The sequence below is a fragment of the Jezberella sp. genome, assembly GCF_964834465.1.
Genome location: NZ_CBAZRM010000016.1, coordinates 24,979 through 49,259, shown reverse-complemented (window position 1 = coordinate 49,259; position 24,281 = coordinate 24,979). Strand labels below are relative to the sequence as shown.

Genomic DNA, 24,281 nt, shown 5'->3' with positions numbered 1-24,281 from the left:
TTGATGCTTGATAGATTTCATTTGGATGACCGATGAACCTAGAACTTACCGGTAAAACTGCGCTCATCACAGGCTCTGGCCGAGGCATTGGTTTTGCATCAGCAATCGCCCTCGCGCGTGAGGGCGTCAGGATTGTCATCAATGACATTGACCCTAATGCCGTTAAAACCGCGGTGGGGCATCTGAGTGATTTGGGCTACCCTGCCGTCGGTGTCACAGCCGATGTCTGCTCGGCACCTGCGGTCGAATCCATGGTGGAACTCGCCAATCATGAATTTGAAGGCATCGATATTCTTGTCAACAATGCAGGTTTTACACGCGATAAATATCTGACCAAAATGCCAGAAGAAGACTGGGATTCGGTCGTTAACACCATTCTTAAAGGTGCCTACCTTTGTACAAAAGCAGTGCTTCCGACCATGATGACAAAGCGCTGGGGCCGAATTATCAACATCTCATCGCGCGCCCATTTCGGCAACCCTGGTCAAACCAATTACGCCTCAGCGAAGGCAGGCCTTTTGGGATTCACGCGATCAGTCGCACACGAGCAGGGTAAGTTCAACATCACTTGCAATGCCATTGCACCCGGACTGGTCGAAACCGAGCTCGTTAAAGCCTTATCCACTTACGAGATGCTGCGCCACAATGCCTTGACCAGACAGCCAGTACAACGCATGGGTACGGTAGAAGATATCGCTGATGCGGTCGCTTTTCTGGCCTCAGCGCGGGCCGGATTTATCACTGGTGAGACCGTGCACGTCACAGGCGGCCGCTATTCATCGTAAAGGATGTCAATCCACCAGAGCCCAGGCCACTCATCTTGTCAGGACTGATTGATGAATTTTCAGCTAGATACCACTCAACTTGAGCTGCAGTCCTCCATTAGGAAGTATCTCGTCAAAGAAGTCGCGCCGCTGGTCGATACCCACGAGGCTGAGCACAAAATCGTCCCCAGAGAAGTGATCAAAGCGATGTGCGACTTTGGTTTGATGGGCGGCTATTTACCTGAAGAACGTGGCGGCTATGGATTGTCGCTGACGACCTATTGCATGCTCATCAACGAGATTGCCCGGGTCTGGCCGTCGCTTCGCAGCATCGTCAGTACGAACAACCTCGCCGCCTCGGTGTTGAACGATGGGGGATCAACCTCAATCTGTCAGCAATTCTTACCAAGAATACTCAGCGGTGAAGCCATCGTCAGTTTCGCGCTTAGCGAACCGAACATCGGATCTGACGCGGCTCACGTCGAGACTAAAGCCGCCAAAGTAGCAGGGGGATGGCGTATCAACGGCCGCAAACTTTACATTAGCCTAGGATCAATTTGCGACTTCGGCGTGGTGTTTGTGCGAACCCAAAACGCAGACCAGACAAACGGCGTTTCCTGCTTTCTGTTCGAACGATCCATGTCTGGCTTCTCTTCCAAAGAGCTACCGAAGATGGGCATGCACAGCTGTCCCTTGGGCGAGTTGCTATTCGAAGATGTTTTCGTGCCCGATGAATACCTGATTGGTCGCGTAGGCGAGGCATTTTCTATTGCTAAAAAGTATCTAAACGTTGGCCGAAGTGTTGTTGCATTTGCTGGATTGGGGATCACCGAAGTCGCCTACGAAGCGGCCGTCAAATACGCCACTGAACGTGAGCAGTTCGGTCGCAAGATTGGTGGTTTTCAACTTATCCAGCAAATGATCGCAGATATGATGACCATGTACGAAACGTCAAGACTACTCTGCTATCGCGCGGCAGATGCCCTAGACCGCCAAGACCGTGACGCGCCACGTTTGTGCTCGATGGCGAAACGATATGCAACTGATGTTGTACTTCGCGTGGCCGAGATGTCGCTGCAAGTGCATGGTGGTGCTGGCTACACGTCGTTGCTGCCGATAGAGCGTTATTATCGAGATGCAAGGCACTTATCGATTGGTGAAGGTACCAATCAGTTGCAAAGTCTCCTTATGGCTCAAAGTGTGCTTGGCATTTCAGCCCTTTCACGTTAAACAAAATGCCACAAATTGTCCCAACCGCTCAGCGTGTGATGCAAGTTTTCGAGATATTCGCCAGAGAGCGGCGACCACTTACCAATGCCGAGCTCGCGAGATTTCTTCAATTAGCTGACAGTAGCTGTTCGGACCTATTACATACGCTGCGACAATCGGGCTATTTGCTGCGTACGCCAAAATCCAGATTTTTTCATCCCACGGGTAGACTTAACGAAATCGCAGGCTTGATCGCCGCGTCTGACCCGATGCAGCAATTTGCGGCAGAAGCACTTGAAATACTCAGCCGTCAAACGGGCGAGACCGCCATGTGTGGTCACATGGACGGCACAAACGTCAAAGTATTTGCCTGCCAAGAAAGTGCTCGCGCACTGCGTTACGTGTTAAAGCCGGGGGTGACCTTAAATCTGCACTCCACCGCACTTGGCAAGGCGTTGCTTGGGACACTACCGACAAAAGAGCGTGATGCTTTGATCGACTCGTTGAGTTTAGAGGCCGATACACCGCACACAATTACGGATCCTAAGCAACTGAAAGCGCAGATCACCGCTAGCCTCGAATATGGCTGCTTTGCCGCACGAGGCGAAGGCAGCGAAGGTGTGTACGCCATCGGCATCGCTGGTATCGTTGGTGGCAAACTTACCGCATTTTCTATTGTTGGCCCGATTCACCGCTTCGAACAAAACCTTGGGTCCTACCGAGCCATTCTGCTCGACATGAAGCGGGATTTTTTTGAAGCGTAAAGGCAACAACACGCCTTGGAAGAGACGCATCTTTAGCGAGTGCCGGCGACAAACTTAGCGCTGCGGCACAGCGCCCTTAATAAAATCAGATGCGAGGAGACAAATTGAAAGGGCCATTAGCAGGTTTTAAGGTCATCGAAATGGCTGGCATCGGACCTGGCCCGTTTTGCGCCATGATGTTGGCCGACATGGGGGCACAGGTCATTCGTATCGACCGCTTGCATCCGGGATTTCTTGGGGGTGGCGGCACAACCATTGACCGAGGCAGACGCAGCATCGCCCTGGATATTAAAAAGCCGGGCGCAGCAGAGGTTGTTTTGCGACTCATCCAAGACGCAGATGCTTTGATCGAAGGATTCAGGCCTGGTGTGATGGAGCGTCTGGGCTTAGGGCCAGACATCTGTCTGCAACAAAACCCACGGTTGATCTACGGCAGAATGACAGGGTGGGGACAAACAGGACCACTCGCCAGTGCCGCCGGGCACGATATCAACTACTTGTCGATTACGGGCGCACTCCACGCCATGGGTCACGCAGACCGCCCGCCTGCGCCTCCCTTACATCTGGTCGGGGACCTTGGCGGCGGCGGCATGATGCTTGCCTACGGCATTGTGTGCGGCCTGCTAGAGACCAGCCGCAGTGGTCAGGGACAAATCATTGACGCAGCAGTCTGTGATGGCGTCGCGACGCTGGCCTCTGCTTACTTTGGCATGCTTTCACAGGGCACATGGACGACACAGCGAGAAGCCAATACGCTGGACGGTGGGGCCCCCTTTTATGGCTGCTATCGCTGCAAAGACGACAGGTTTGTATCGATTGGCCCCATTGAACCTCAGTTTTACCAACAGTTACTCACGCTGTGCGCGATTGATGACCCAGCTTTCAATGCGCAGTGGGATCAAAAACAATGGCCGATCCTGAAACAAGCCTTAGCCAAAATGTTTGCAACGAAAACGCGAGACGAATGGTGTGCCTTGCTCGAAGGCACTGACGCGTGCTTTTCGCCAGTACTAGATTTTGATGAAGCCTTGACCTATCCACACAACGTTGAACGTCAGATGTTCGTCACCACCGAAGGGCAGACCCATCCTGCCCCATCCCCCAGAATGAGCAGAACACCGAGCGTCGCTGCCTCGATTGCCCAACCGGGCGCTGAAACGCTCGCGCTATTGCGTGAAGCAGGTTACACAGAAAACGAGATTGTTGGTCTGCGCGAGCGAGGTGCCATTGCATAAATTTTCGGCTTCGCATGACTCGATTGCAGTACACATTGATCACAATAGAAAGGAGACAAAATGACAGTCAATGGCAAGGCATATATTGTCGGGGCATTCGAGCATCCGACCCGCAACGCGCCAGACAAATCGGTGACTCAGCTGCACGCCGAATGCGCGCTTGGCGCCTTACGTGACGCTGGCCTGAGCATTGATCAGGTTGACGGTTACTTCTGTGCGGGCGACGCCCCGGGCGCAACTGCCCTATCCATGGTTGAATATCTCAACCTTCATTTGCGATGGGTTGACGGGTCGGATTTGGGAGGCTGCTCTTATATGGTTCACGTTCGCCATGCGGCGCACGCGATCGCTGCGGGCAAATGCTCGGTCGCTCTCATCACGCTAGCGGGTAAGCCCAAAAGTAGTGGCATGGCCACAGGGACAGTGCCTCGTGCATTAGGCCCGGAGCGCCCTGAAACCCCTTGGGATCTTCCCTACCGATCGACCATCGCCGGCGTGTACGGGATGCTTGCCCATCGCCATATGCATGAATATGGAACGACATCCTCTCAACTTGCCGCCATCAAAGTAGCGGCGTCAACACACGCACAGTACAACGAACATGCCGCCCTGCGCAAAGTCGTCACTATTGAAGATGTCTTAAATTCACCGATGATCTCTAGCCCCTTACATCGGCTCGATTGTTGTGTCATCACGGATGGGGGGGGTGCGATCATTGTGACCACGCCTGAGATTGCTAAGTCTTTAAACCAGCCGCGCGTCAAAATTATCGGCACGGGCGAGACCATCAATACCAGTCGAGGGGGATATCTCGACGCAACGTCGACCGGCGCGACGGTGAGCGGTCGGCAAGCATTTGCTGAAGCTGGAATTGGCATTGATGCGATTAAATACGCATCGATTTACGACAATTTCACCATCATGGCCTTGATGCAAATAGAGGATCTAGGGTTCTGTAAAAAGGGCCAGGGCGGTCCCTTTGTGGCTGAAGGGAATTTACTCTCTGGTCGCGGCAAGCTACCTTTCAACACGGATGGTGGGGGGCTTTGCAACAACCATCCCGCCAATCGCGGCGGCATGACTAAACTCATTGAAGCCGTGCGTCAGTTGCGCGGGCAAGCGCATCCTGCCGTACAAGTCAAGGATTGCGATATCGCCCTAGCTTCAGGGCCGGGCTATGTTTTAGGGGTCGGCCATGCACATTCGACCATCATCTTGGCGAGAGAATAATCATGAGCGAGACAACCATGCAAAAACGTTATCAAGACGATCCCTACGCGCTGACTTATCCTGAGACGACCCCCTTTTGGCAAGCTGCTGAAAGCAACCAACTTCTGCTTAAAACGTGCAAGCGCTGCAAAAAGCCGCATTGGTATCCCAGGGTTGTATGCCCGCTTTGCGGCAGTGACCAGACAGAATGGATACAAGCCAGCGGCACCGGCATCATCTATTCGTTTAGCCTAATGGAGCGAGCTGACCCACCTTGTTTGCTGGCGTGGGTGACCCTCGACGAAGGTCCCGTCATCACAACCAATATCGTGGATTGCGATTTAACGCGGGTCAACATTGGTGATCGAGTCAGGGTAACGTTCAGGGCAACCCCTGAGGGTCGGCGAATGCCGTTCTTCGTACCCGATTGATGCCATATTGAGCGATCGTCAGGCAGCGATTGTGGCAAATCGAAAATCTATACAATCACCATCATAAAAACTATTTAGGGGATGCACATGACTTCGTTCACTCGTCTGCTGGGATTGTTAGGGGCCACCGTATTAGCAGTTTTCTATCAATCTTTGTTTGCGCAACCCTATCCAAACAAGCCCATTGAATGGGTGATCCCCTACCCTGCGGGCGGCGGCACGGATACGGTTGCTAGAACATTGGCGAAAGTCATGAGCGAAGACCTGGGCCAACCGCTGATCATCTCCAATAGGCCTGGCGCAGCGACCAATATTGGGGCAGATTACGTTGCAAAAGCCAAGAATGACGGCTACGTGATCATGTCAGCCGATACCGGCACACTCGCCGCCAATCCCTTTCTCTATCACCATCTGTCCTTCAACGTTAGGAAGGACTTCACCTCAATTGGCTTAACCGTTCGTTTCCCCTTGATTCTGGTCACGAACCCACAAGTCCCAGCCCATGATCTCAAAGAGCTATTGGCGTGGATCAAGAGACAACCAGATGCCGTGCCCTACGCCACACCGGGGGCAGGGACACCGCACCATCTGGCAAGCGAGTTATTTCGAGAGATCACCCATGTCAAATTGAACCATATCCCCTATAAAGGGGCAGCACCTGCGGTGCAAGATGTGGTGGGCGGACAAGTCCCGCTCATGTTTGTAGATTCTGCTGCAGGTTATCAGTTCATCACAGCGGGGCAATTACGTCCAATCGGTGTGGCGAGCCTTGTAAGGGTCAAGGGCTTTGAACAAATTCCAACGCTCTCCGAACAAGGTCTCAGCGATTTTGAAGCGTTCGCTTGGCAAGGATTGATTGCACCGGCAGGGATACCCACCGACGCAGTCAGCAAACTGAATAAGGCTTTACGCATCGCGATTAAGTCGGATGTCGTTCAGACTCAGATAAAGCTCTTGGGCATTGAGGCGACACCCAGTTCACCTGAAGAAATGAACGTGTTTGCCGCGAAAGAGCGAGCTAAATGGGGCAGCGTTATTCAGAAAGCAGGGATCACGGCGGATTGACCACTGCCGACGCATCTCAAGGGTTAACGTGATCCCGCCACACTGGGGAATTATTTAAGCGAACACCACACCCGCTTTGGTGAGCGACTGAATGGCTTCATCCACCAGCTTTTTCTGCCCATCGTTTTCATAGAACACGGCTGAGCGGTACTGTGTGCCGGTATCGGGTCCTTGCCGATTCAGCTCTGTGGGGTTGTGGGCAACTTTGAAGAAAACCTCAAGCAATGTTTGATAAGAAACCACTGCGGGATCAAATTTGATCAAAACGCTCTCGGCGTGACCTGTCGTCCCACGACTCACAGCGGAATAAGTCGGATTAGCTCAAACATGACGTATTTGTATGAGTGTTTCATCGCAGCTCCTTTGCCTAGTTAACTTGATATTCGGCAGGTGGAATCGTTTAGTTACAGCTTGAACTGTTATTTTTGCAAACGTAGATCAATCACTTGAAAAATCTCACGACTGTCTTGACGCTGAAGAAAGGCAATAACGCCCAGCTTCTTCCTATCAGCGTCTTGAGGGATGTCAAACTGCACGTCTGCCTGATTGGGCAAGGCCTGAATCGTGCGTTCATCCCATTTTTTGACGACATGGTCATGCCTTAGCGTCACGCCACTGAGTTCACCCGCATTGGGTTGGTCAATGACCTCATCTTCGTAAAGATAGACCACCTGTTTCGATTGACTAAGACTTGCAGGCGCAACCTCTGTGGCACCGCTGGTGGGATAAATCTGTATTTGAATCTTGACTATTTTTGTATCAACAGTGGCTTTAAGCTCAATCACTACTGGGGCAGCTTGTTGAGCAATGGCCTTTACCTTTTGCATATCGTGATTGCGCCACCCTGACCATTCAGATCCGCTTAAAAAGACGGCTGGGGTGTATGAGAATTTGGCCAAACCAAGTCGTGTGTAGTGATCTTGTTTTTGATCAAAATACCGGTTACCCGCAGGGTCGACCCAACCAAGACTATCCCAGTACGTCACATGCATCGAGACGGGGATGATGCGTGGATCAGCCCTGCTCAACACCTCGGAAATCCACTTGTTCGCGGGTGGGCATGCGTCGCAACCATCTGAGGTAAACAGTTCGACCAGTGCATTTCTGTTCGTTGGGCTTGTTTTACTGAACGTCGTTGACACGCCTGCTGCGATCGCTGCGTTGACCCCAGTGAGTGCTAGTCCACTTAACACCACACCGCAGAACACAGCGGCCAAGGTTGAGTTGCCTGCAGTCATCCGCCCCACTCGTTGACAATGTTCAACCTGTTTTGCGTGTTTTTGCACAAAAATCCCCTATGATGCTAGTCCGGTTAAACTGAAGTTCGTAAAAACCTAGGGTTTGGTTACAAAATAAAAATATGTGTAACCAGAGCCTCTGTTCTGGCGAACTATCAACAGATAGCAGTTCAATGGGGTAAATGGACAGCTCAAGTCACGAAAAATTTAGTGCATTTGAAATGCAATTACGAGATTGGTTTATCAGCGCCCTAGGCGGTGATGCCCAGTCATACTCTAAATTTCTGTTGAGTTTGACCCCTTATTTACGAGGCTTTTTTAGAAAGCGTATGCAGGTGTTCCCGGATCTGGTTGAAGACTTAACACAGGAGGTGCTGCTGGCGATTCATGCCAAACGGCACACTTATGACGTGAGCTTGCCGATTTCAGCCTGGATACACGCTATTGCAAAATACAAATATGTCGACTTGGTCAGGTCGCACAAGCATCTGAGTCAGCATGACAGCATCGACGAAGACTCAGATGTTTTTGCAACCAGCGATGAAGTAGCGCAGGATTGCCGACGAGATCTAGATAAGCTGTTGCACACGCTACCAGAGTCGTCTCGGGTTTCAATTCAGTTAACCAAACTCGACGGTCATTCAGTCAAAGAGGCCGCAGAGATAACCGGCATGAGCGAATCAGCCATCAAAATAGGGGTGCATCGAGGGCTAAAGAAGCTTGCATCAGCATTAGGGTACAACTATGAACACTGACACACTTATCCAGATTCTATCGCGCGAACCGATCGACGATCGTGCTATGTCCTTCAAGTTGCGGGTGCTCTTGTCAGTCGTCGCCGGTTCGATGCTGTCGCTTTTATATGTCATCTTCCAGTTGGGGATACAAGCTGATCTTCTCGAAAAAATGACCACCATCGCCTTCTGGATCAAACTTGGCTTTGCAATTTCGTTGTTCGTCTTAGGTTTGCTGATTACCACCAAGGCGGCAAAGCCAGGTCAGTCAAAACCCACCGAGTTACTGGTGATTGGCGCACCTATCGCTGTCCTCTGGGGGATCGCACTCTTTAAAATGATGCAACCGTCGAACGCTTCTGTCACAGAAATGGTTGAGGGAAGCTCATGGCAAGTGTGCTCGATGCGGATCGCTGCGCTGTCAATCCCTATGTTTATTGCAATGTTCTGGTCGCTTAGGTCGATGGCGCCCACACGCCCGCGACTCGCAGGATTCACGGCGGGGTTGTTTGCGGGCGGATTGTCGGCCTGTATCTATGCCCTGTACTGTGGCGAGTACTCGCCTGTTTTTATTGGGATATGGTACCTGCTGGGGATCATGACACCTGCTGTGGCCGGTGCATTGTTGGGTAAAACGCTCTTGAAGTGGTAATTGACCTCGCCCGGGCCTTCAAGTTCAGACTTGCTCAGTTCGCTGCCGCACCGACAACTTGAAACTCGATACCGCATGATGCTGCTATGACCCACCCCGTGGGCTGTATCCGCCAGGGTACTGACAATCCCCTTCAGGGACAGCAACTCATGACATCGAAACACGAGAAAGACACTTCGGGCAAGGACGAACTCAGTGGCAAGGTCACCAAATTTCTCTACAACCCCCACGGCGATACCGACGGCCTATTGCTAGACGGCTTGCATCAGGTTCACTACCCCCCGCATTTATCGGCCGACGTGCTTACAGGCGTGAAAATCGGTGATAAGGTCACTGCACACGGGACGAAAACACCGAAAACGGATTTATTCGTTGCCACGTCATTAACGGGCGCGCATGGCAATGAGATTGCGGATCACGGGTCTGCGCATAAACATAAACGCTAACACGCACGCCAACGGCTATCGCTCGTCTAAGGATATTGAATTCAGGATTCTCAGCAGTGCAGTCGAGAAAACTTAACCTCGACGGCGCGCACCGGTGTGTTTTTCTATCCCGGCGATGAGCTCTTGAAGGGTTAGCAAACCAGCGATGTAGCGATTGCTCAGCTTTTCGGCTTCAGGACTGACGGCGAAGCCTTTTTGCTCGACGGATTTTCTCGCGAAATCCACGTGCGCTTGGCGCAGGGTACGGCCTTTCGAAGCATCGGGGTGAAAGTAATCATCGTTCATGGCGATTTTTTTGAGCGCTAATGATCAGCCATACTGACACCTTTCGAGCCAATCAAATGTTAACAATTGTTAGCCCAAGCGCACGAAAGAAATCATGCTGACGCAAGCATGAAGGCAATCACTTTATATCGCGCTCAACGAAACGCCAACCTCAAAGGGGTTTGAGGCCTTCACCGCGCAAACCAACGAGGACGGCACCACCCTCTTTATCAACACGAAACTCGCCATACTTCGCTGTAGCCCACCGCGCTGCCTCGCCCTCTTTGAAATAAAACGCATCAGTTACTAACATCCAGCGACCATCTTTCGGTACCAATTTAATCACCAACTCATCCGCTGAGAGTGCTTCACCACCGTCGACACGTACGGACGACACAATGTGTTGCTCATCTCGTTTGAAGACCATCCGAGGGTGATCGAAAATCAGCGTCTCGATATTCTGTTTAGACTCGGCAAGCTTCAAATCTGATCGTGAAACAAAATTCAAGGCCATATAGTCACCCTGCATGAGCGAGCGCGGATCCATGGGCACAAGTTGCAAAAACACAATTTCACCGTGACGAATTAGTTGTTCTTTTTGCCAAATACCGATGTTCGCCGTGAGAATAATCAAGACGGCACTGACGACAATCCCCCACCCATGCCAGCGCTTATCTGCTAGCGTTTTTTTGAATACCGACAGCGATGGCGTCGATATCGTTCGGGTCATACTCGTTTCACTACCACCCTTTGTATTAACGCGTAAACCCCAGGCTGCTAGGCACGCTACGACGAAAGACACCGCAGCAAATAGACCCGCCTTGTGTATGAGTGGCCATGCAAGCGAATAATAAAATGCCCCAATCACCCACGCGACACAAAGCGCTGCGACAGCAGCGAGATACCATCGCTGAGTGCTAACGCACAACGCCAGGATCAGCACCGCGCCCCCCAGCGTTGGCATAAACCAAGCGAGTGTTGACGCGGCCAAGACAGCCAGCGCACACCACCCCTGACGTACCGATGGCCAGCGCCAAGCCACGATGGCACCGCCCAGAAACCAGAAAACCACGGACACTATCTTAAACAGCGTCTGTTCATACTGAAGCCCGATGTCTGCGTTTCTCGCGAGCTCGTTTTGCCACGATAGGGGACCGGCACCAAAGAAGGAAACCCCGGTATACACAGCAAGCCAGCAGAGTGTTATCACGATCCAACCAGCGCCGAGAGATTCAAGCAAGGCACCGTTTCGCAGACAAAGACGACGTGTAGTCACATGAAAAGATGACCCCATTAAGATAGTCCACAGTAACAACAGGCTTTGTAAAACAATAAAGCCAGCGTTAACCGAACCCGGGTCCCTGAATGGTGATCCGGTTGCACCTCGCATGCTAAAGAGCGCAAAGCCAGCTAAACAAGCTGCAGCCGCACCAAACAAAGCTCGCAACCAGTGTTGCGGCAACCAGGCCGCCAAGAGCAATACACCTATGCACATGATGGTGGCGTTGCGCTGCTCATCTAATCGAAAATATCCACCGAGACAGAAGCAGATCAAGAGCAACCCTGCGACTAGACAAGGGAAAGCAGCTTGCTCAAGAAAATCAGTCGTTGCAGAGGCTTTCAACAAAACGCACGCACCAGTAACAAGCGCAAGCCCCAGCACCCCACCTGCCGACGTCCTGAATGGATCCAAATCAAAGACGAGCAAAATAAACGCAAGCAAGGGAATAATCGCCAACCAAGCGCCAAGGGCTGTCAATAAAACGACCGGCCAAGGCCGCTGTTGCGTGGTATCAACTTGCGCATCCGAGGGCAACACCCCTTCGCGTGTCGCTTGTGCAAGCAATGATTGAAGTCGATCGGCTCTCATGCTTGGCTCACTGATTGATTGGACTGACGAAACAGTCGCAAAATAAAAGTAACAGTTGTTGCCAACAAGCCGGTCGCAAGTATCCCCAATATAAAACTCGCCGCGATAAAGTCGCTGTGAGATCCGGTAAACAATACACGACCAACGCCAAAGACGATCAGCACATTTGCGGCCAACGCGACCTCACTCAGACAAAATATATCGAATAATTGTTGCTTAAACAGCGCAAATAGCAGCCCACCGACCACCAATAGACTCAACCAATACATCATGAGCGTCGAGCTACTGAGCAACCCACCCGCCCCTGTGGCTGCGACACCACTCACCAAGACGGTGAAAGCCAAACGCGATGACCAGGTGCCCGTACCCGTCCACCTATGCAGCACGGGATGCACAAGTACCCAAACGCAGACCATCGCGAACCATGCCACCAGATTCACACTGGGCTCAGGCATATCCCAGATAAATTGGCGCACGCTATGCGCCCTTAGCCAGAGCGAAATGGCGGTTGCCGCCACGAAGACCCAAGGGGTCCAGACGATATCGCTGCGGGCGGCAAAACACAAGGGCAGCGTCAGCGCAGACCATAGCGCAAACAACTGCCACGGGTCAGCACCCGTTTGATACGTTTGCCCAAAAAAGGCGAATAAACCACCTGTGGTGAGCAAGCTGACAAGACAGAGCGGGACTCGCCCTATCGGTAAGAACCACGCGCCGACACTTGCCACTATCACAGCAGTTTCAATTAATCCAAATTGTTGGAATTTTCCGAGTGCATCCCAGTTCGCAGCGATCCAGAGGATGACACTGAACCCAGCTAACGCAGCGGCAAACAGCATCGCCCCACGGGCAAGCGTCTGAGCAAGGTGAACGGGTTCTTGATCTAGGCCAGCCATGGTTTCAAGCTGGGTTTGTTGGTCAACCGTTAGCAAATATTTGCGATTGATTTCGTATAACGCGATTCTTGTACTCATGTGCCTCACATGGCCAACGTTGCAATATTTGTCAGCAAATTTTTGCACAGATAGGTGAGGCTATTGCACACAGGTTACTATTCTTAACAATGTTACTTGGGTTTGGTGAAGCACTCAGATTGGCTGTGACAACGTTCACGAGGTGCACAAAGACTTTTCAAATTCGCATAGCCGCTGGTGGATTGACCTCAGTTCAGTCATATCCGTCCATCGATCAATCAAGTAAGAGAAAGACTCGTTGACCTTGGCAAAAGCGTTGCCTACCTGTTGAATCACGCCTAGCGTGATCACACCCGCGAACAGCGACGGCGCCATCAGCATATAAGGGAAGATCACCATCGCCTGCTGGTACAAATTTGCCCAAAGATTGAAGTAGGCGTAATGATTGAATAGCCTAAAGTTGTTTGTTCGGACGGCATGAAACAAGGTCAAGACTTCGTCCAGCACCAGCCCATCGCGTTGGTCTTCGGCAAAGACTAATTTCTTTCTGAATGCTGCCTCAACTTTCTGGTTATTGTATTCAAGGCCTGGTAGCCATTTACCCACAAACCATGAGAGCAATGTCCCACCGACAGCGCCCACAAGATCGGCACAAAAGACAACAACGTAATGATGGCCCTGACCAAGCCCAAACCAAGGCTTTCGGTCTGCCTAGCGAATCGCATGCAATCTTCTTGGATCCGTTGTGATGAGCCCTCGACCACCCCTTCGGTATTTTTCCAACGAGGCAAATATTCTGTCGTTAAGGCTTGTCGCCAACGAAACACATAATGCGACGCAAAATAGCTCTCGATACTACGCAACAAAATATATGGGAAGGCGATCCATACAAACGCATTCGCATAGACCCAAAATTGCTGCAAACCACCCAACTGCTCTGGCTTTTGCAGCAGATCGAAAAAACCACGAAACCAGGCGTTTAGCCGTACGGTCTGCCAAACGGTCAGTGACACCAGTGCAACCAGTACGGTCAGGCCACCCCACGCCCAGAGTGTCCATTCGCGTTTCAAAAAAAAACAACTGAACATGCGACTTTCCTCTTTAGACGAAGCAACCGCCTCTTCCGTTCACCTCTGAACCAACGTTAACGCAAATTGGTGCTTGTGTCTGTCGCTCTCTGTCGATGCAGTGACCGGATTGGTTACGTGCGGTGCCGTACTGATGCGCGCAAAAAAATTGATTACCGTAAGAAGATAACCCGAGTCAGCATTGTTTTCGACAGCGCTTGTCGTTGCACCAGGAGAGAAAGATGAGTGAAATTGCGGTCGTATTCCATAGCGGTTACGGGCACACCACCAGACAAGCTGAAGCGCTTTGCAAAGGGGCCAACGGGACTTTGCTCGTGATCGATCCTGTCGGTGAGTTACTGCAGTCGCAATGGGATACGCTTCATGCGGCAGATGCCATTGTGTTCGGATCACCTACCTACATGGGTTCGGTGAGCTGGCAATTTAAAAAGTTCGCAGATGCCACGTCGAAGGCTTGGTATTCACAACAATGGAAAGACAAAATATTCGGGGGATTCACCAACTCTGCCAGCATGAACGGAGACAAACTTTCCACCCTGCACTATTTCTTTACTCTGGCCATGCAGCATGGTGGCGTGTGGGTCGGACCTGCCCTGATGCCGTCCAACACCAAAGCGGCCAGCCGTGATGACCTTAACTACCTGGGTTCGTACGCCGGTGCGATGATGCAAACCCCCTCAGACGCGACCGTCGACGAGCTAAGTCAGGGTGACCTAGAGACCGCAAGACGCTATGGCGAGCGGATTGCAAAGCTGACTAAACAGTTACGAGGTTAGCGTCACCTTCAAATAACGCCCAACACTTGACTCAGGGAAGTGCCCTCGTAATTGGGTGGTTCGCCGATCTCTTCGAAAGGATGGCCTAAGCGATTGACCCAGAACACATCAAAACCGAACCAACGAGCGCCGACCGCGTCCCACGCATTGCTTGAAACAAATAGTATTTCGCCTTTCGGTATATCGAAGGTATCAACCAACAATTGGTATGCCTGAGGTGCTGTTTTGAATAAACGCACATCCTCAATGGTGACGACTTTGTCTAAGTGAGGCCTGAGGTCATTGCTCTGGACGACAGTTTCAAGCATTTGCCGACTGCCGTTAGACAAGATGGCGGTCAAGAGCCCTCGTTCTTTTAACGCTTGCAGCACGCTCAGACTATCCGGGAACCCAGTCAACTTGGCGTATTGATCCATGAGTTGTTGCTCATGTACTGCGGTCAGGGTGAGTTTCATTCTTTTACAGACATAACGCAATGACAATACCGTTAAGTCCCAAAACGGTAGATAGTGCTTGCTGCCGCTGGGATTCGGATCACTCATGGTGACCAAGCGGGTGTATTCGATTTGTCGGTCACGCCACATCAAGGCCAATGCTTGCCCACTGCCAGGATATAGCCTTTCTGCCAATTGGCTCATTGAATACACGTCGAAAAGCGTTCCGTAAGCGTCGAATGCAACTAGCTTGTACATGATGGTCTCGATTTTTCTGTTGGCACTATGTTATCCGCTAAGAGCAGCAAAGGGTGAACTCACCCCTCACTTGTCAACCGCAAGGATTGAGCATAAAATAGTACGCATACGTACTAAATGAGCACAACATCAATGGATTACTTGTCTGTCATCAGGCAACTCGTCAAAACTTATCAAGCCTTTGAGCAATACTCCTCAAAGCATGTGAAGACATTGGGGTTGACGACGACTCAGTTCGATATTTTGGCGACCCTGGGCAATCAGCCGCCCATGACTTGTAAAGAACTGGGTGAAAAAACCCTTATTTTGAAAGGCACGATGACTGGGGTGCTTGAGAGGATGGCATTAAAAGGTTTGATAGAAAAAATCCCCAACCAAGAAGATGGTCGTAGCTACAAGATCGGCCTGACTAGCTCTGGTGAAAAACTATTTAAGCAGGTGTTTCCAGCTCATCTCAAGTATCTCGAACAGGCATTTAGTCAGTTAAGCGAGCAAGAGTTACAACAAGCAGTCAAGGTATTACAGACTATCAAGACAGTCCTTCATTAACCACATCAACCACATCAACGAAAGGAAAACGCCATGTTAAACACGATCGAAACCATTAAACAAAGAACATCCGCCAACAACTTCGACCCAACGCATATCCTGAGCAAAGCCGAGATAGAAGAATTGGTCAGCCTTGCGATTGAATCACCTACTTCTTTCAATATGCAAAACTGGCGAGTCATTGCCATCACCAGCCCAGAAGCAAAAGACCAATTCAAGGCATTGGCTTACGGTCAACCAAAAGTTAAGAACGCGGCCGTAACGTTTGTCTTCATTGGCAAGATGAAAGGCCATGAAGCGCTACCCGCCTTGGTCAAGCCATTACTCGATGCCAAAGTCATTGATCAAGCAGCTTACGATGGCTGGCTCAATATGGCCAATGGGATGTATGCAGGCAAAGACCAGATCCAGCGAGATGAAGCCATCCGGTCAGCGTCATTCGCTGCAATGACGCTCATGTATGCCGCACAAGCAAAAGGCTTAGTATCCGGTGCGATGATCGGCTTTGACCCAGTGGGTGTTGCAGCCGCATGTGGCCTGACTGCGGATGAGTTTCCAGTACTGATGTTGGCCGTGGGTAAAGCCGCTGAAGGTAACTGGCCGCGTAAGCCCCGCCTGACGGTTGATCAAGTGCTGTCGATCAAGTAAGGCACGTCTGAACCACAACCATTCAGTAACGCGCTGAAGGGGCGTCGATACACAAGATCGACGCCCTTTTTATGGCTACTCGTTGCTTGGTTCGCTTTGGTTCGTCGACCAACCGCCCCCTAGGCTTCGGTACACCGCAACGAGCGACGTGGCCGTGAGGACCTGGGCTTGTATCAGTTGGTCACGTTGCGTCAGTAAATCACGCTCTGCATCCAATACTGACAGAAAATCGGTCACGCCTGTGTCGTAACGAACATGGGCAAGTCGCGCAGTTTCAAAAGCGCTACGAGCGGCCAGCTCAAGTTGCGCTTGCCGTTGGGCGCCGCGAGTGAAACCGCTAAAGGCCCCTTCAGTCTCTTCCAGCGCTGCGGCAATCGTGTTTTCGAAAATCGCTAGATTTTGCAGTGCCCGCGCTTCGCTGATGCGAATCCGCGCCTGCACCGCGCCCAGATCGAACGGCGACCAGGCTAGGGTGACGCCCAAGGAAAAAAGCTTAGATTCCGTGTTGGTTAACGTGCTGACATTAGATGAGTTCAAACCTAACAAACCAAATGCAGAAAGCCTTGGGTAGAGTTCAGTTTTTGCAATGCCGATGCCAGCCGTTGCAGCGGCCAGTTGCCGTTCAGCAGCAATCACATCAGGTCGGCGTTGTAGCCATTGGTCAATCGTCCCGGCAGGCAAGTTCGCCAAGTTGGTGACTGGCAATGCTGGCAGCGGTGCCGGCGCAGACAGCTCATCAAGCATCACTCGTGGTGCCTGCGCGGTTAGCGTTGCCAGGCGAAAAATGGTCCGTTCAATGGCAACCTGCAACGCGGGGACGGTAGCCTCGGTCGTAGCAACCAATCCGCGAGCTCGTGAGACATCCAACTGACTACCTCGACCATTGTCAAAGCGCGTCTGCGTCAATTTAAACGTATCGCGCTGATTCTCTAGACTCATCTGAGTGAACAATAGCCGCTGTTGCAAGCCGCGCAACTCAAGATAATTGCGGGCTACCTCGGCAGCAACCGATGTTCTTGCCCCACTCAGTGTGGCATCACTGGATTCAGCCCGCGCTTGCGCAGCCTCGCTATTGCGTCGCAAGCGGCCAAAAAGATCGAGCTCCCAGGCAGCGACAAAGTTGGCATCGACGACATTGCCCGTTCGATCGGATACTGACTCACCAGGCAATTGGGTGATGGGGGTTACCCCACGCGTCGCATCAGACTGCGCCCCTATCCTTGGCCTGAACGCGGCGTTCGCTTCGGCTTCGCCTGCCCGTGCCTCTTGCAGGCGCGCGCTCGCGAGTTTCACATCCCCATTCGCCTCCAGCGCCCGCTCAATCAACGCATCAAGCTTTGCATCGCCGAATCGACGCCAAAAGGCGCTGATATCCTGTACCGGCGTCGTATTGGGGGCACCAATAAAGTTAGCGTCCAACGCTACAGCCGGCTTTTGATAGTCAGGCCCCACAGCACAACCAGCCAACAATAAAGCCACACAGACCGCGGTCATTCGGTGAAGTTTGATCGTCATTGCTCTTCTCCTTCGCCGACCTGAGGGGTGGATGGATGCACCCCTACTTTATTGACGGGGCCACGATCCTTGCGAACCAAAACATAAAACACAGGTGTCAGGAAGATGCCGAATAACGTCACCCCGACCATGCCAGAGAACACCGCGATCCCCATCGCCCGACGCATTTCGCTGCCCGCTCCGCCACCAAGAATGAGCGGAATCACGCCAGCGCAGAAGGCAATGGAGGTCATTAAGATCGGGCGCAGCCTCATTTTGCAAGCATGTGCAATCGCGTCCAACATGCGCTCACCTTGTACTTCGAGATCTTTCGCGAATTCGACAATCAGGATAGCGTTTTTACAGGCAAGACCCACGAGTACAACCAATGCGACTTGAGTGAAGATATTCAAGTCTGCGGGCTGACTGAAAGGGGGCAAGCTGGATATCCACACACCGAACAGTGCTGACAATATCCCCATCGGCACGATCATGACAATGACCAGTGGCAGTGACCAACTCTCATATTGCGCCGCCAGCACCAAGACCACCAAGAGCACAGAAATCGCGAGCACCGCAGCAAGGGTGGGCAAACTGACATCAGTCCCGGGGATTTTCAGATCGCGCGTTAAGCGATCTTGGTAGCTGAGCTCGGTCCATTCATAGCTCAGGCCTCGTGGCAACGTCCGTTGCAATAGCGTTTCGATTTCTCGCTCTGCCTGACTGCTCGAAAAGCCGGCATTCGGCGCGCCATTGATATCGGCAGACGGGTAGCCGTTATAACGAGTCACTCGCGTTGGGCCAAACGTCGGCTCAACCTTCATTAACGCCCCCAAAGGCACCATCTCACCGGCAACGTTGCGTGTTTTGAGTGCGGTAATCGAGTTCGCATCTGCCCGAAACGGGGCATCTGCCTGAACGACGACTTGGTAGGTTTTGCCGAACTTCGTGAAGTCGTTGACGTATAAAGAACCCAGATTCACCTGCATGGTGTCGTAAATGTCAGACAGGCGCACGCCCATCTGCTTGGCCCTTGTGCGATCAATGTCTGCAAAGAGCTGAGGCACATTGATATCGTACGTTGAGAAGGGTGTACCGATGCTCGATTTTGGGTTGCCATACACTTGCCCTAACGTACCCCAGACGCCACCATAAAGGGCCTGCTCGCCAAGACCTCCTCTATCCTGCACTTGAATCTTAAAGCCACCCGCGTTACCCAAGCCATCGACTGCCGGAGGTGGCACAACGAACATCCGTGCGCCTTGAATTTGTTGGATGGCACCATTGACGCGGCCCAAAATCGCCCCCTTGCTGAGAGCCGGCGAGTTACGGTTCTCAAATTCATCCAAACCAAAGAATACGATCCCTTCATTGGGTGCTGCCGAGAAACCTGCAATCGAGAGACCAGGGAAAGCGACCGAATTGACGATGCCAGGGACCTTCAGCGCAATGTCGCTCATCTCACGAATCACCGCTTCCGTGCGGTCGATCGTCGCGCCCGCTGGCAATTGCGCAATACCAATCAGATATTGCTTATCAGGCGCAGGCACAAATCCGCCGGGGATACGAGTGAACAACAACCCTGCAAAGCCCAGCAGCACTGCATAAACGACCAGCGACATCGTTTTGCGTTGAATGACCCCTGATACCTTGCGACTATAAGAGGCACTGGCACGCCCGAAAAATCGGTTAAAGACAGCAAAAAATCGACCGAATACCGCATCGATCACACGTGTCAATCGATCTTTAGAGGCACCGTGCGGTTTGAGCAGCAGTGCACTCATGGCGGGACTGAGTGTCAGTGAATTAAAAGCTGAGATGACCGTACTGATCGCGATGGTGACTGCAAACTGTTTATAGAATTGACCCGTCAGACCCGGGACAAACGCAAGGGGAACAAACACCGCACACAAGACCAGGGCAATCGCGACGATAGGGCCTGACACCTCTCGCATGGCTTTAACCGTTGCGTCATGCGCGTTAAGACCCGCCTCGATGTTTCGCTCGACGTTTTCAACCACGACAATGGCATCATCAACCACGATACCGATCGCCAGCACGAGGCCAAATAGTGTCAGGGTGTTGATTGAATACCCCAGCAATTGCAAAAAGGCAAAGGTGCCGACAATTGAAATCGGGACAGCCAGTAAAGGGATAATTGAAGCGCGCCAAGTCTGCAAAAAGATAATCACGACCAGCACCACCAGAAACACAGCTTCTAACAGCGTCCCGACGACCTTCTCAATAGAGGTTTGCACAAACCGGGTGGGGTCATAAACGATGCTGTAATCCATGCCTGGCGGAAAACTGCGTTTGAGCGTCTCCATTTTGGCACGGACGTTATCGGACAAGGCCAGTGCATTCGCCTCTGGTGACTGGAAAATCGCAATCGCTGCCGCCTCCTTGTTGTTGAGCAAGCTGCGCAATGAATAAGAGCCAGACGACAGCTCAACCCGACCGACATCACGGATGCGGATTACCCCGCCCGTCGCAGGATCTGCCCGGACGATGATGTTGGCGAATTCTTCGTCGGTATTCAAACGCCCTTTCGTGTTGACCGCCAACTGAAATTCGGTGCCCTTGGGGGCAGGTGGTGCCCCGACTGTACCTGCTGCTACTTGCGCATTTTGCTCGCGAATGGCTGCAACGATTTCTGCACTCGTCAGATCTCTTGCCGCTACTTTTTCAGGGTCAAGCCAGACACGCATGGCGTAGTCACCAGCCCCAAACAAAATCACGGAACCAGCACCGGGGATACGAAGCACTTCATCGCGAACATTAAGTTGTGCATAGTTGCGCAGGTACAGCGCATCTCGACTGTTGTCGGGGCTGACAAGATGCACCACCATCGTCAAATTGGGGCTCGACTTCTCAGTCGTTACACCAATCTGCCGCACAATATCAGGCAATCTGGGTAGAGCGCGATTGATGCGATTTTGAACAGCAGTCTCTGCAATCTCAGGGTTGGTGCCAATTCTGAAGGTCACGGTTACCGTGAGGCTACCGTCTGCAGTGGCTTGAGAGCTGTAATACAGCATGTTCTCAATCCCGTTGATCTGCTCTTCAAGCGGGGTAGACACCGTCTCACTGATGACCCGAGGATTCGCCCCTGGAAACTGCGCTCGAACAACGACCTGCGGTGGTGCAACTTCTGGGTATTCGGATACCGGCAGGCGAAAGATCGCCAAGACGCCGATCAAAAAAATGAAAATAGACAAGACAGCCGCAAAGCGAGGGCGATCAATAAAAAAACGTGAGATATCCATTGTGGTCGCCTTAATCTTTTTTGGCTTCAGCAGCGACTGGTGCTTTGGGCAACGGCATCCCTTTGTCATCCACCTTCAATACCTGAGGCGTCACCGGCACACCGGGGATGATGCGCTGCAAGCCATCGACGACCACGTGATCGCCTGGCTTGACTGCACCACCAGTGACGACACGCATATCGCCGTCAAGTTGCCCCAACTGCACAGGCTTAAAAGCTGGTTGCCCATCGGCGCCCACTACCACTACAAACTTGCGCGTCTGATCCGTCCCGATGGCGCGGTCAGGCACCATCACGACCTCTCTTGCATCGCTAATATCCATCGCAAGGTGAATCGCTAAGCCTGGCACGAACTCGCCCTTCGCGTTATCGAACGTTGCTCGCATCCGAATCGCACCTGTTTGGGCATTCAGCCGGTTATCAACGAAATCCAATTTACCTGTGTGGGGGTAACCTTCTTCATTAGCTAAGCCCATTCGTACCGCAGGCGTCTTGTCATTGGCGGCGCGCATACGCAGATAAACTTGCTCACTTGCATCGAAATAGGCGTACACACGGGCAACACCGGCAATGGTGGTCAGCACCACTTGTTCGTTCACTAAATTGCCAACGGTGACAGGCGCCCTCGACACACGCCCTGCGATAGGTGCACGGACACTGGCGAACTCTAGATTTAATTTGGCGTTACGCAGCGAGGCATCGGCTGACTGTTTGTCGTTGGCGCTGGTCTGAGCAGTCGCATTGATCTGGTCGAACTCTTGCTTTGAGATGCCGCCCGCTTCTTTCAGCTTTTGAGCGCGAACCAGTTCGATATTAGCGAGTTCGGCTCTGGTTTTGGCGGCTGCAAATTGCGCTTCAAGTCGCGCAACCTCTGCCGCGAAGGGTCGCTGATCAATCGTAAACAATAATTGTCCCTTGGCGACCATTGCCCCATCGGTGAAGTGAATCTGCTCGATCGTGCCGCTCACTCGTGGGCGAAGCTCGACAAAGTCGGTCGCTTCGAGTCGCCCGCTAAATTTTTCACTGTCAGTGAAGCTGTGTTGCACTGCCGGCACAACACTCACCGGCGCCGGACCGTGCCCGCCACCTTGTGGGCCAGCACCCTCTTTGCAGCCAGAGAGAGCCGTGAGTGTGACAATGAGCGTGAGCGCAGCGAAGGTTGTTTTCATGTTGATATGAGCGGGACTGACGTTGATTAACAGAGACGGGAAATCCACTTGATTTTGTGGTTTTCTGGATTTATTGATCGACTGACCAAAAATTGCATGATACGCTGTCAATATGACATGTCAAGTGAACCATTAATTAGAGATGATGAAATTCGGCCCCCTCTCAATGGCCAAATGCCGGGGCCGACCGCGCGCCTTTGATCGCGACTTGGCACTGGATACTGCCGTCCGGTTATTCTGGGATCGAGGTTACGAAGCGACATCGATCAGTGAGCTTGCGGCAGCGATGGGGATTCGGTCTGCCAGTCTTTACGCGGCGTTTGGTGACAAAGCCGGCCTATTCCAAGAAGCACTATCGCGTTACCAAACGCAAGTCGCGTTCGTCACGCCTTGCCTTGCACTGAGCCCCACTCGAGCTGCCATCGAGGCGTTGTTCAAAGAGTCTATCAAGCACTTCACGAATAAATCCGCCCCCAGCGGTTGCATGATGGTGCTATCCGGTTTGTCTTGTGATCGACAAGGGTCACCTGAGATTGACAGAATATTGACCGAGAAGCGCAAGGGCTTTGAACAGCTGCTGCTGGCACGCCTCAAGCGCGGTCAGCAGGAAGGCGATGTTGGCGCTGTGACAAACATCCATTCACTTGCCCGCTACCTGGTCATGACCTTTCAAGGTTTAGCCATTGCGGCAAGAGACGGACAAAGCGCGTCGCAGTTGACAGCCAGTGCTGAGCTGGCACTGCATGGCTGGCCAGTCAGTCAATGAGTCTACTGTCTGCTTCGATATATTCCTTTGGCGAATCATTGATATGACTACCGCAGCACTGCTTGATGCAGTTGACGCTGGTTACACTGACCAGTAAGCTCGGTAAGTTCAGATTACCATCCCACCTATACACTCGTTGAAGAGAGATCACATGACTGACCCCGTTGCCTACGTCCCCCCTAAGGTTTGGACTTGGTCCCAACCCAGTGGCGGTACTTTCGCCAATATCAATCGGCCCATTGCCGGCCCAACCCACGAGAAAATACTGCCAGTGGGTCGTCACCCACTGCAACTGTATTCATTGGGTACGCCTAACGGGGTTAAAGTGACGATCATGCTCGAAGAGTTGCTCGCTTTAGGGCATACGGGGGCAGAGTATGACGCTTGGCTGGTCAATATCCGTGAGGGTGATCAGTTTGGTTCAGGGTTCGTTGACGTGAATCCCAATTCAAAGATACCAGCGCTCATGGATCACAGTGGTGCGCAACCGCAACGTGTTTTTGAATCAGGCTCTATTCTGCTCTACTTGGCAGAGAAATTTGATGCGTTCTTACCCAAAGAACGCTCAGCCCGGACTGAAGCCTTGAACTGGTTGTTCTGGCAAATGGGCAGCGCACCCTATTTAGGCGGTGGCTTTGGTCACTTCTATGCGTACGCACCTACCAAGATCGAATATGCAATCGATCGTTTCGCAATGGAAGTCAAACGAGAGCTTGATGTCCTTGATCGCCGCTTGGCTGACAACGAATATTTGGCGGGTAACGAATACACCATTGCCGATATCGCTGTCTTTCCCTGGTACGGTGGACTCGTCAGAGGTTGGTCTTATGGTGCTGCTGAATTTTTGAGTGTTCAGGATTACAAGCACGTTCAGCGTTGGGCCGAAATGATCTTCGCTCGTCCCGCGGTCAAGCGTGGGCGAATGGTCAACCGAATGACGGGCGAACCTTCAGAGCAATTGCTTGAGCGTCACGACGCGAGTGACTTCGAAACGAAGACGCAAGACAAAATTCAGGCAGCAAAATAACTCACGGACAGG

General features: G+C 52.1%; 25 protein-coding genes and 1 pseudogene. 15 read left to right on the top strand and 11 right to left on the bottom strand.

Going from position 1 to position 24,281, the window contains the following annotated elements; genetic code table 11:
* Positions 1-32 precede the first annotated feature (32 nt).
* The 7 genes from fabG (at position 33) to AC1W8Y_RS12970 (ending at position 6,677) form a co-directional block, all read left to right on the top strand.
* Positions 33-785: a 3-oxoacyl-ACP reductase FabG gene (gene fabG / locus AC1W8Y_RS13000; protein WP_482014915.1), complete on the top strand. Its 753-nt coding sequence runs from the start codon at positions 33-35 to the stop codon at positions 783-785.
* 51 nt (positions 786-836) lie between these two features.
* Positions 837-1,994 carry an acyl-CoA dehydrogenase family protein gene (locus tag AC1W8Y_RS12995; RefSeq protein WP_482014914.1) on the top strand — a complete coding sequence of 386 codons (1,158 nt, stop codon included), beginning with the start codon at positions 837-839 and terminating at the stop codon, positions 1,992-1,994.
* Between the two features lie 5 nt (positions 1,995-1,999).
* Positions 2,000-2,737 (top strand): IclR family transcriptional regulator, encoded by a 738-nt coding sequence (locus AC1W8Y_RS12990; protein ID WP_482014913.1) that lies wholly within the window; start codon positions 2,000-2,002, stop codon positions 2,735-2,737.
* A 104-nt stretch (positions 2,738-2,841) separates the two neighbouring features.
* A complete protein-coding gene (locus AC1W8Y_RS12985) occupies positions 2,842-3,972 on the top strand; it encodes a CaiB/BaiF CoA transferase family protein (protein ID WP_482014912.1) in 1,131 nt (376 codons plus the stop codon).
* 60 nt (positions 3,973-4,032) lie between these two features.
* Positions 4,033-5,202 (top strand): thiolase domain-containing protein, encoded by a 1,170-nt coding sequence (locus AC1W8Y_RS12980; protein WP_482014911.1) that lies wholly within the window; start codon positions 4,033-4,035, stop codon positions 5,200-5,202.
* A 2-nt stretch (positions 5,203-5,204) separates the two neighbouring features.
* The gene (locus AC1W8Y_RS12975) at positions 5,205-5,612 is read left to right on the top strand and encodes a Zn-ribbon domain-containing OB-fold protein (protein ID WP_482014910.1); all 408 of its coding nucleotides are present in this window, start codon (positions 5,205-5,207) and stop codon (positions 5,610-5,612) included.
* Positions 5,613-5,699: 87 nt separating this feature from the next.
* Positions 5,700-6,677 (top strand): Bug family tripartite tricarboxylate transporter substrate binding protein, encoded by a 978-nt coding sequence (locus AC1W8Y_RS12970; RefSeq protein WP_482014909.1) that lies wholly within the window; start codon positions 5,700-5,702, stop codon positions 6,675-6,677.
* A gap of 54 nt (positions 6,678-6,731) precedes the next feature.
* On the opposite strand, the pseudogene AC1W8Y_RS12965 reads toward AC1W8Y_RS12970, so the two are convergent.
* A pseudogene (locus AC1W8Y_RS12965) lies at positions 6,732-6,983 on the bottom strand (peptide-methionine (S)-S-oxide reductase); the annotation flags it as partial.
* 113 nt (positions 6,984-7,096) lie between these two features.
* A complete protein-coding gene (locus AC1W8Y_RS12960; RefSeq protein WP_482014908.1) occupies positions 7,097-7,963 on the bottom strand; it encodes a DUF1223 domain-containing protein in 867 nt (288 codons plus the stop codon).
* Between the two features lie 173 nt (positions 7,964-8,136).
* Here AC1W8Y_RS12960 and AC1W8Y_RS12955 point away from each other — a divergent pair, with 173 nt between their 5' ends.
* From AC1W8Y_RS12955 to AC1W8Y_RS12945, 3 genes are all read left to right on the top strand, one after another.
* Positions 8,137-8,670: a sigma-70 family RNA polymerase sigma factor gene (locus tag AC1W8Y_RS12955; protein WP_482014907.1), complete on the top strand. Its 534-nt coding sequence runs from the start codon at positions 8,137-8,139 to the stop codon at positions 8,668-8,670.
* Positions 8,660-9,301, top strand: a complete 642-nt coding sequence (locus AC1W8Y_RS12950) for a DUF1109 domain-containing protein (RefSeq protein ID WP_482014906.1) — start codon at positions 8,660-8,662, stop codon at positions 9,299-9,301. Before AC1W8Y_RS12955 ends, AC1W8Y_RS12950 begins: the two co-directional genes overlap by 11 nt.
* 149 nt (positions 9,302-9,450) lie before the next feature.
* Positions 9,451-9,747: a hypothetical protein gene (locus AC1W8Y_RS12945; RefSeq protein WP_482014905.1), complete on the top strand. Its 297-nt coding sequence runs from the start codon at positions 9,451-9,453 to the stop codon at positions 9,745-9,747.
* Between the two features lie 72 nt (positions 9,748-9,819).
* On the opposite strand, the gene AC1W8Y_RS12940 is transcribed toward AC1W8Y_RS12945, so the two are convergent.
* From AC1W8Y_RS12940 to AC1W8Y_RS12920, 5 genes are all read right to left on the bottom strand, one after another.
* A complete protein-coding gene (locus AC1W8Y_RS12940) occupies positions 9,820-10,032 on the bottom strand; it encodes an antitoxin VbhA family protein (RefSeq protein WP_482014904.1) in 213 nt (70 codons plus the stop codon).
* A gap of 151 nt (positions 10,033-10,183) precedes the next feature.
* Positions 10,184-11,881: a GDYXXLXY domain-containing protein gene (locus AC1W8Y_RS12935; protein ID WP_482014903.1), complete on the bottom strand. Its 1,698-nt coding sequence runs from the start codon at positions 11,879-11,881 to the stop codon at positions 10,184-10,186.
* Entirely contained in the window at positions 11,878-12,855 is a 978-nt protein-coding gene (locus AC1W8Y_RS12930; RefSeq protein ID WP_482014902.1) for a DUF2157 domain-containing protein, read from the bottom strand. The genes AC1W8Y_RS12935 and AC1W8Y_RS12930 overlap by 4 nt, the downstream gene beginning before the upstream one ends.
* 135 nt (positions 12,856-12,990) lie before the next feature.
* Positions 12,991-13,302, bottom strand: coding sequence for an SbmA/BacA-like family transporter (locus AC1W8Y_RS12925; RefSeq protein WP_482014901.1), 312 nt, complete (start codon positions 13,300-13,302; stop codon positions 12,991-12,993).
* A 29-nt stretch (positions 13,303-13,331) separates the two neighbouring features.
* Positions 13,332-13,883 (bottom strand): SbmA/BacA-like family transporter, encoded by a 552-nt coding sequence (locus AC1W8Y_RS12920; RefSeq protein ID WP_482014900.1) that lies wholly within the window; start codon positions 13,881-13,883, stop codon positions 13,332-13,334.
* Between the two features lie 221 nt (positions 13,884-14,104).
* On the opposite strand from AC1W8Y_RS12920, the gene AC1W8Y_RS12915 reads away from it, so the two are divergent.
* Positions 14,105-14,659 carry a flavodoxin family protein gene (locus AC1W8Y_RS12915; protein WP_482014899.1) on the top strand — a complete coding sequence of 185 codons (555 nt, stop codon included), beginning with the start codon at positions 14,105-14,107 and terminating at the stop codon, positions 14,657-14,659.
* Between the two features lie 8 nt (positions 14,660-14,667).
* Here AC1W8Y_RS12915 and AC1W8Y_RS12910 read toward each other — a convergent pair whose 3' ends face one another.
* Positions 14,668-15,351 (bottom strand): haloacid dehalogenase type II, encoded by a 684-nt coding sequence (locus tag AC1W8Y_RS12910; RefSeq protein WP_482014898.1) that lies wholly within the window; start codon positions 15,349-15,351, stop codon positions 14,668-14,670.
* 117 nt (positions 15,352-15,468) lie between these two features.
* Between AC1W8Y_RS12910 and AC1W8Y_RS12905 the strand changes: the two genes are divergently transcribed.
* Positions 15,469-15,900, top strand: coding sequence for a MarR family winged helix-turn-helix transcriptional regulator (locus tag AC1W8Y_RS12905; RefSeq protein WP_482014897.1), 432 nt, complete (start codon positions 15,469-15,471; stop codon positions 15,898-15,900).
* Positions 15,901-15,933: 33 nt separating this feature from the next.
* Positions 15,934-16,548, top strand: a complete 615-nt coding sequence (locus AC1W8Y_RS12900; RefSeq protein ID WP_482014896.1) for a nitroreductase family protein — start codon at positions 15,934-15,936, stop codon at positions 16,546-16,548.
* A gap of 75 nt (positions 16,549-16,623) precedes the next feature.
* Here AC1W8Y_RS12900 and AC1W8Y_RS12895 read toward each other — a convergent pair whose 3' ends face one another.
* Genes AC1W8Y_RS12895 through AC1W8Y_RS12885 form a run of 3 tightly spaced genes read right to left on the bottom strand, consistent with a single transcriptional unit; the run spans position 16,624 to position 22,476 of the window.
* Entirely contained in the window at positions 16,624-18,063 is a 1,440-nt protein-coding gene (locus AC1W8Y_RS12895; protein ID WP_482014895.1) for an efflux transporter outer membrane subunit, read from the bottom strand.
* Positions 18,060-21,308, bottom strand: a complete 3,249-nt coding sequence (locus AC1W8Y_RS12890; protein WP_482014894.1) for an efflux RND transporter permease subunit — start codon at positions 21,306-21,308, stop codon at positions 18,060-18,062. Before AC1W8Y_RS12890 ends, AC1W8Y_RS12895 begins: the two co-directional genes overlap by 4 nt.
* A 10-nt stretch (positions 21,309-21,318) precedes the next feature.
* Positions 21,319-22,476 carry an efflux RND transporter periplasmic adaptor subunit gene (locus AC1W8Y_RS12885; RefSeq protein WP_482014893.1) on the bottom strand — a complete coding sequence of 386 codons (1,158 nt, stop codon included), beginning with the start codon at positions 22,474-22,476 and terminating at the stop codon, positions 21,319-21,321.
* A gap of 166 nt (positions 22,477-22,642) precedes the next feature.
* On the opposite strand from AC1W8Y_RS12885, the gene AC1W8Y_RS12880 reads away from it, so the two are divergent.
* Together AC1W8Y_RS12880 and yghU are read left to right on the top strand one after the other, a co-directional pair.
* Entirely contained in the window at positions 22,643-23,242 is a 600-nt protein-coding gene (locus AC1W8Y_RS12880; RefSeq protein WP_482014892.1) for a TetR/AcrR family transcriptional regulator, read from the top strand.
* Positions 23,243-23,393: 151 nt separating this feature from the next.
* A complete protein-coding gene (gene yghU / locus AC1W8Y_RS12875; RefSeq protein ID WP_482014891.1) occupies positions 23,394-24,269 on the top strand; it encodes a glutathione-dependent disulfide-bond oxidoreductase in 876 nt (291 codons plus the stop codon).
* Positions 24,270-24,281: the final 12 nt, after the last annotated feature.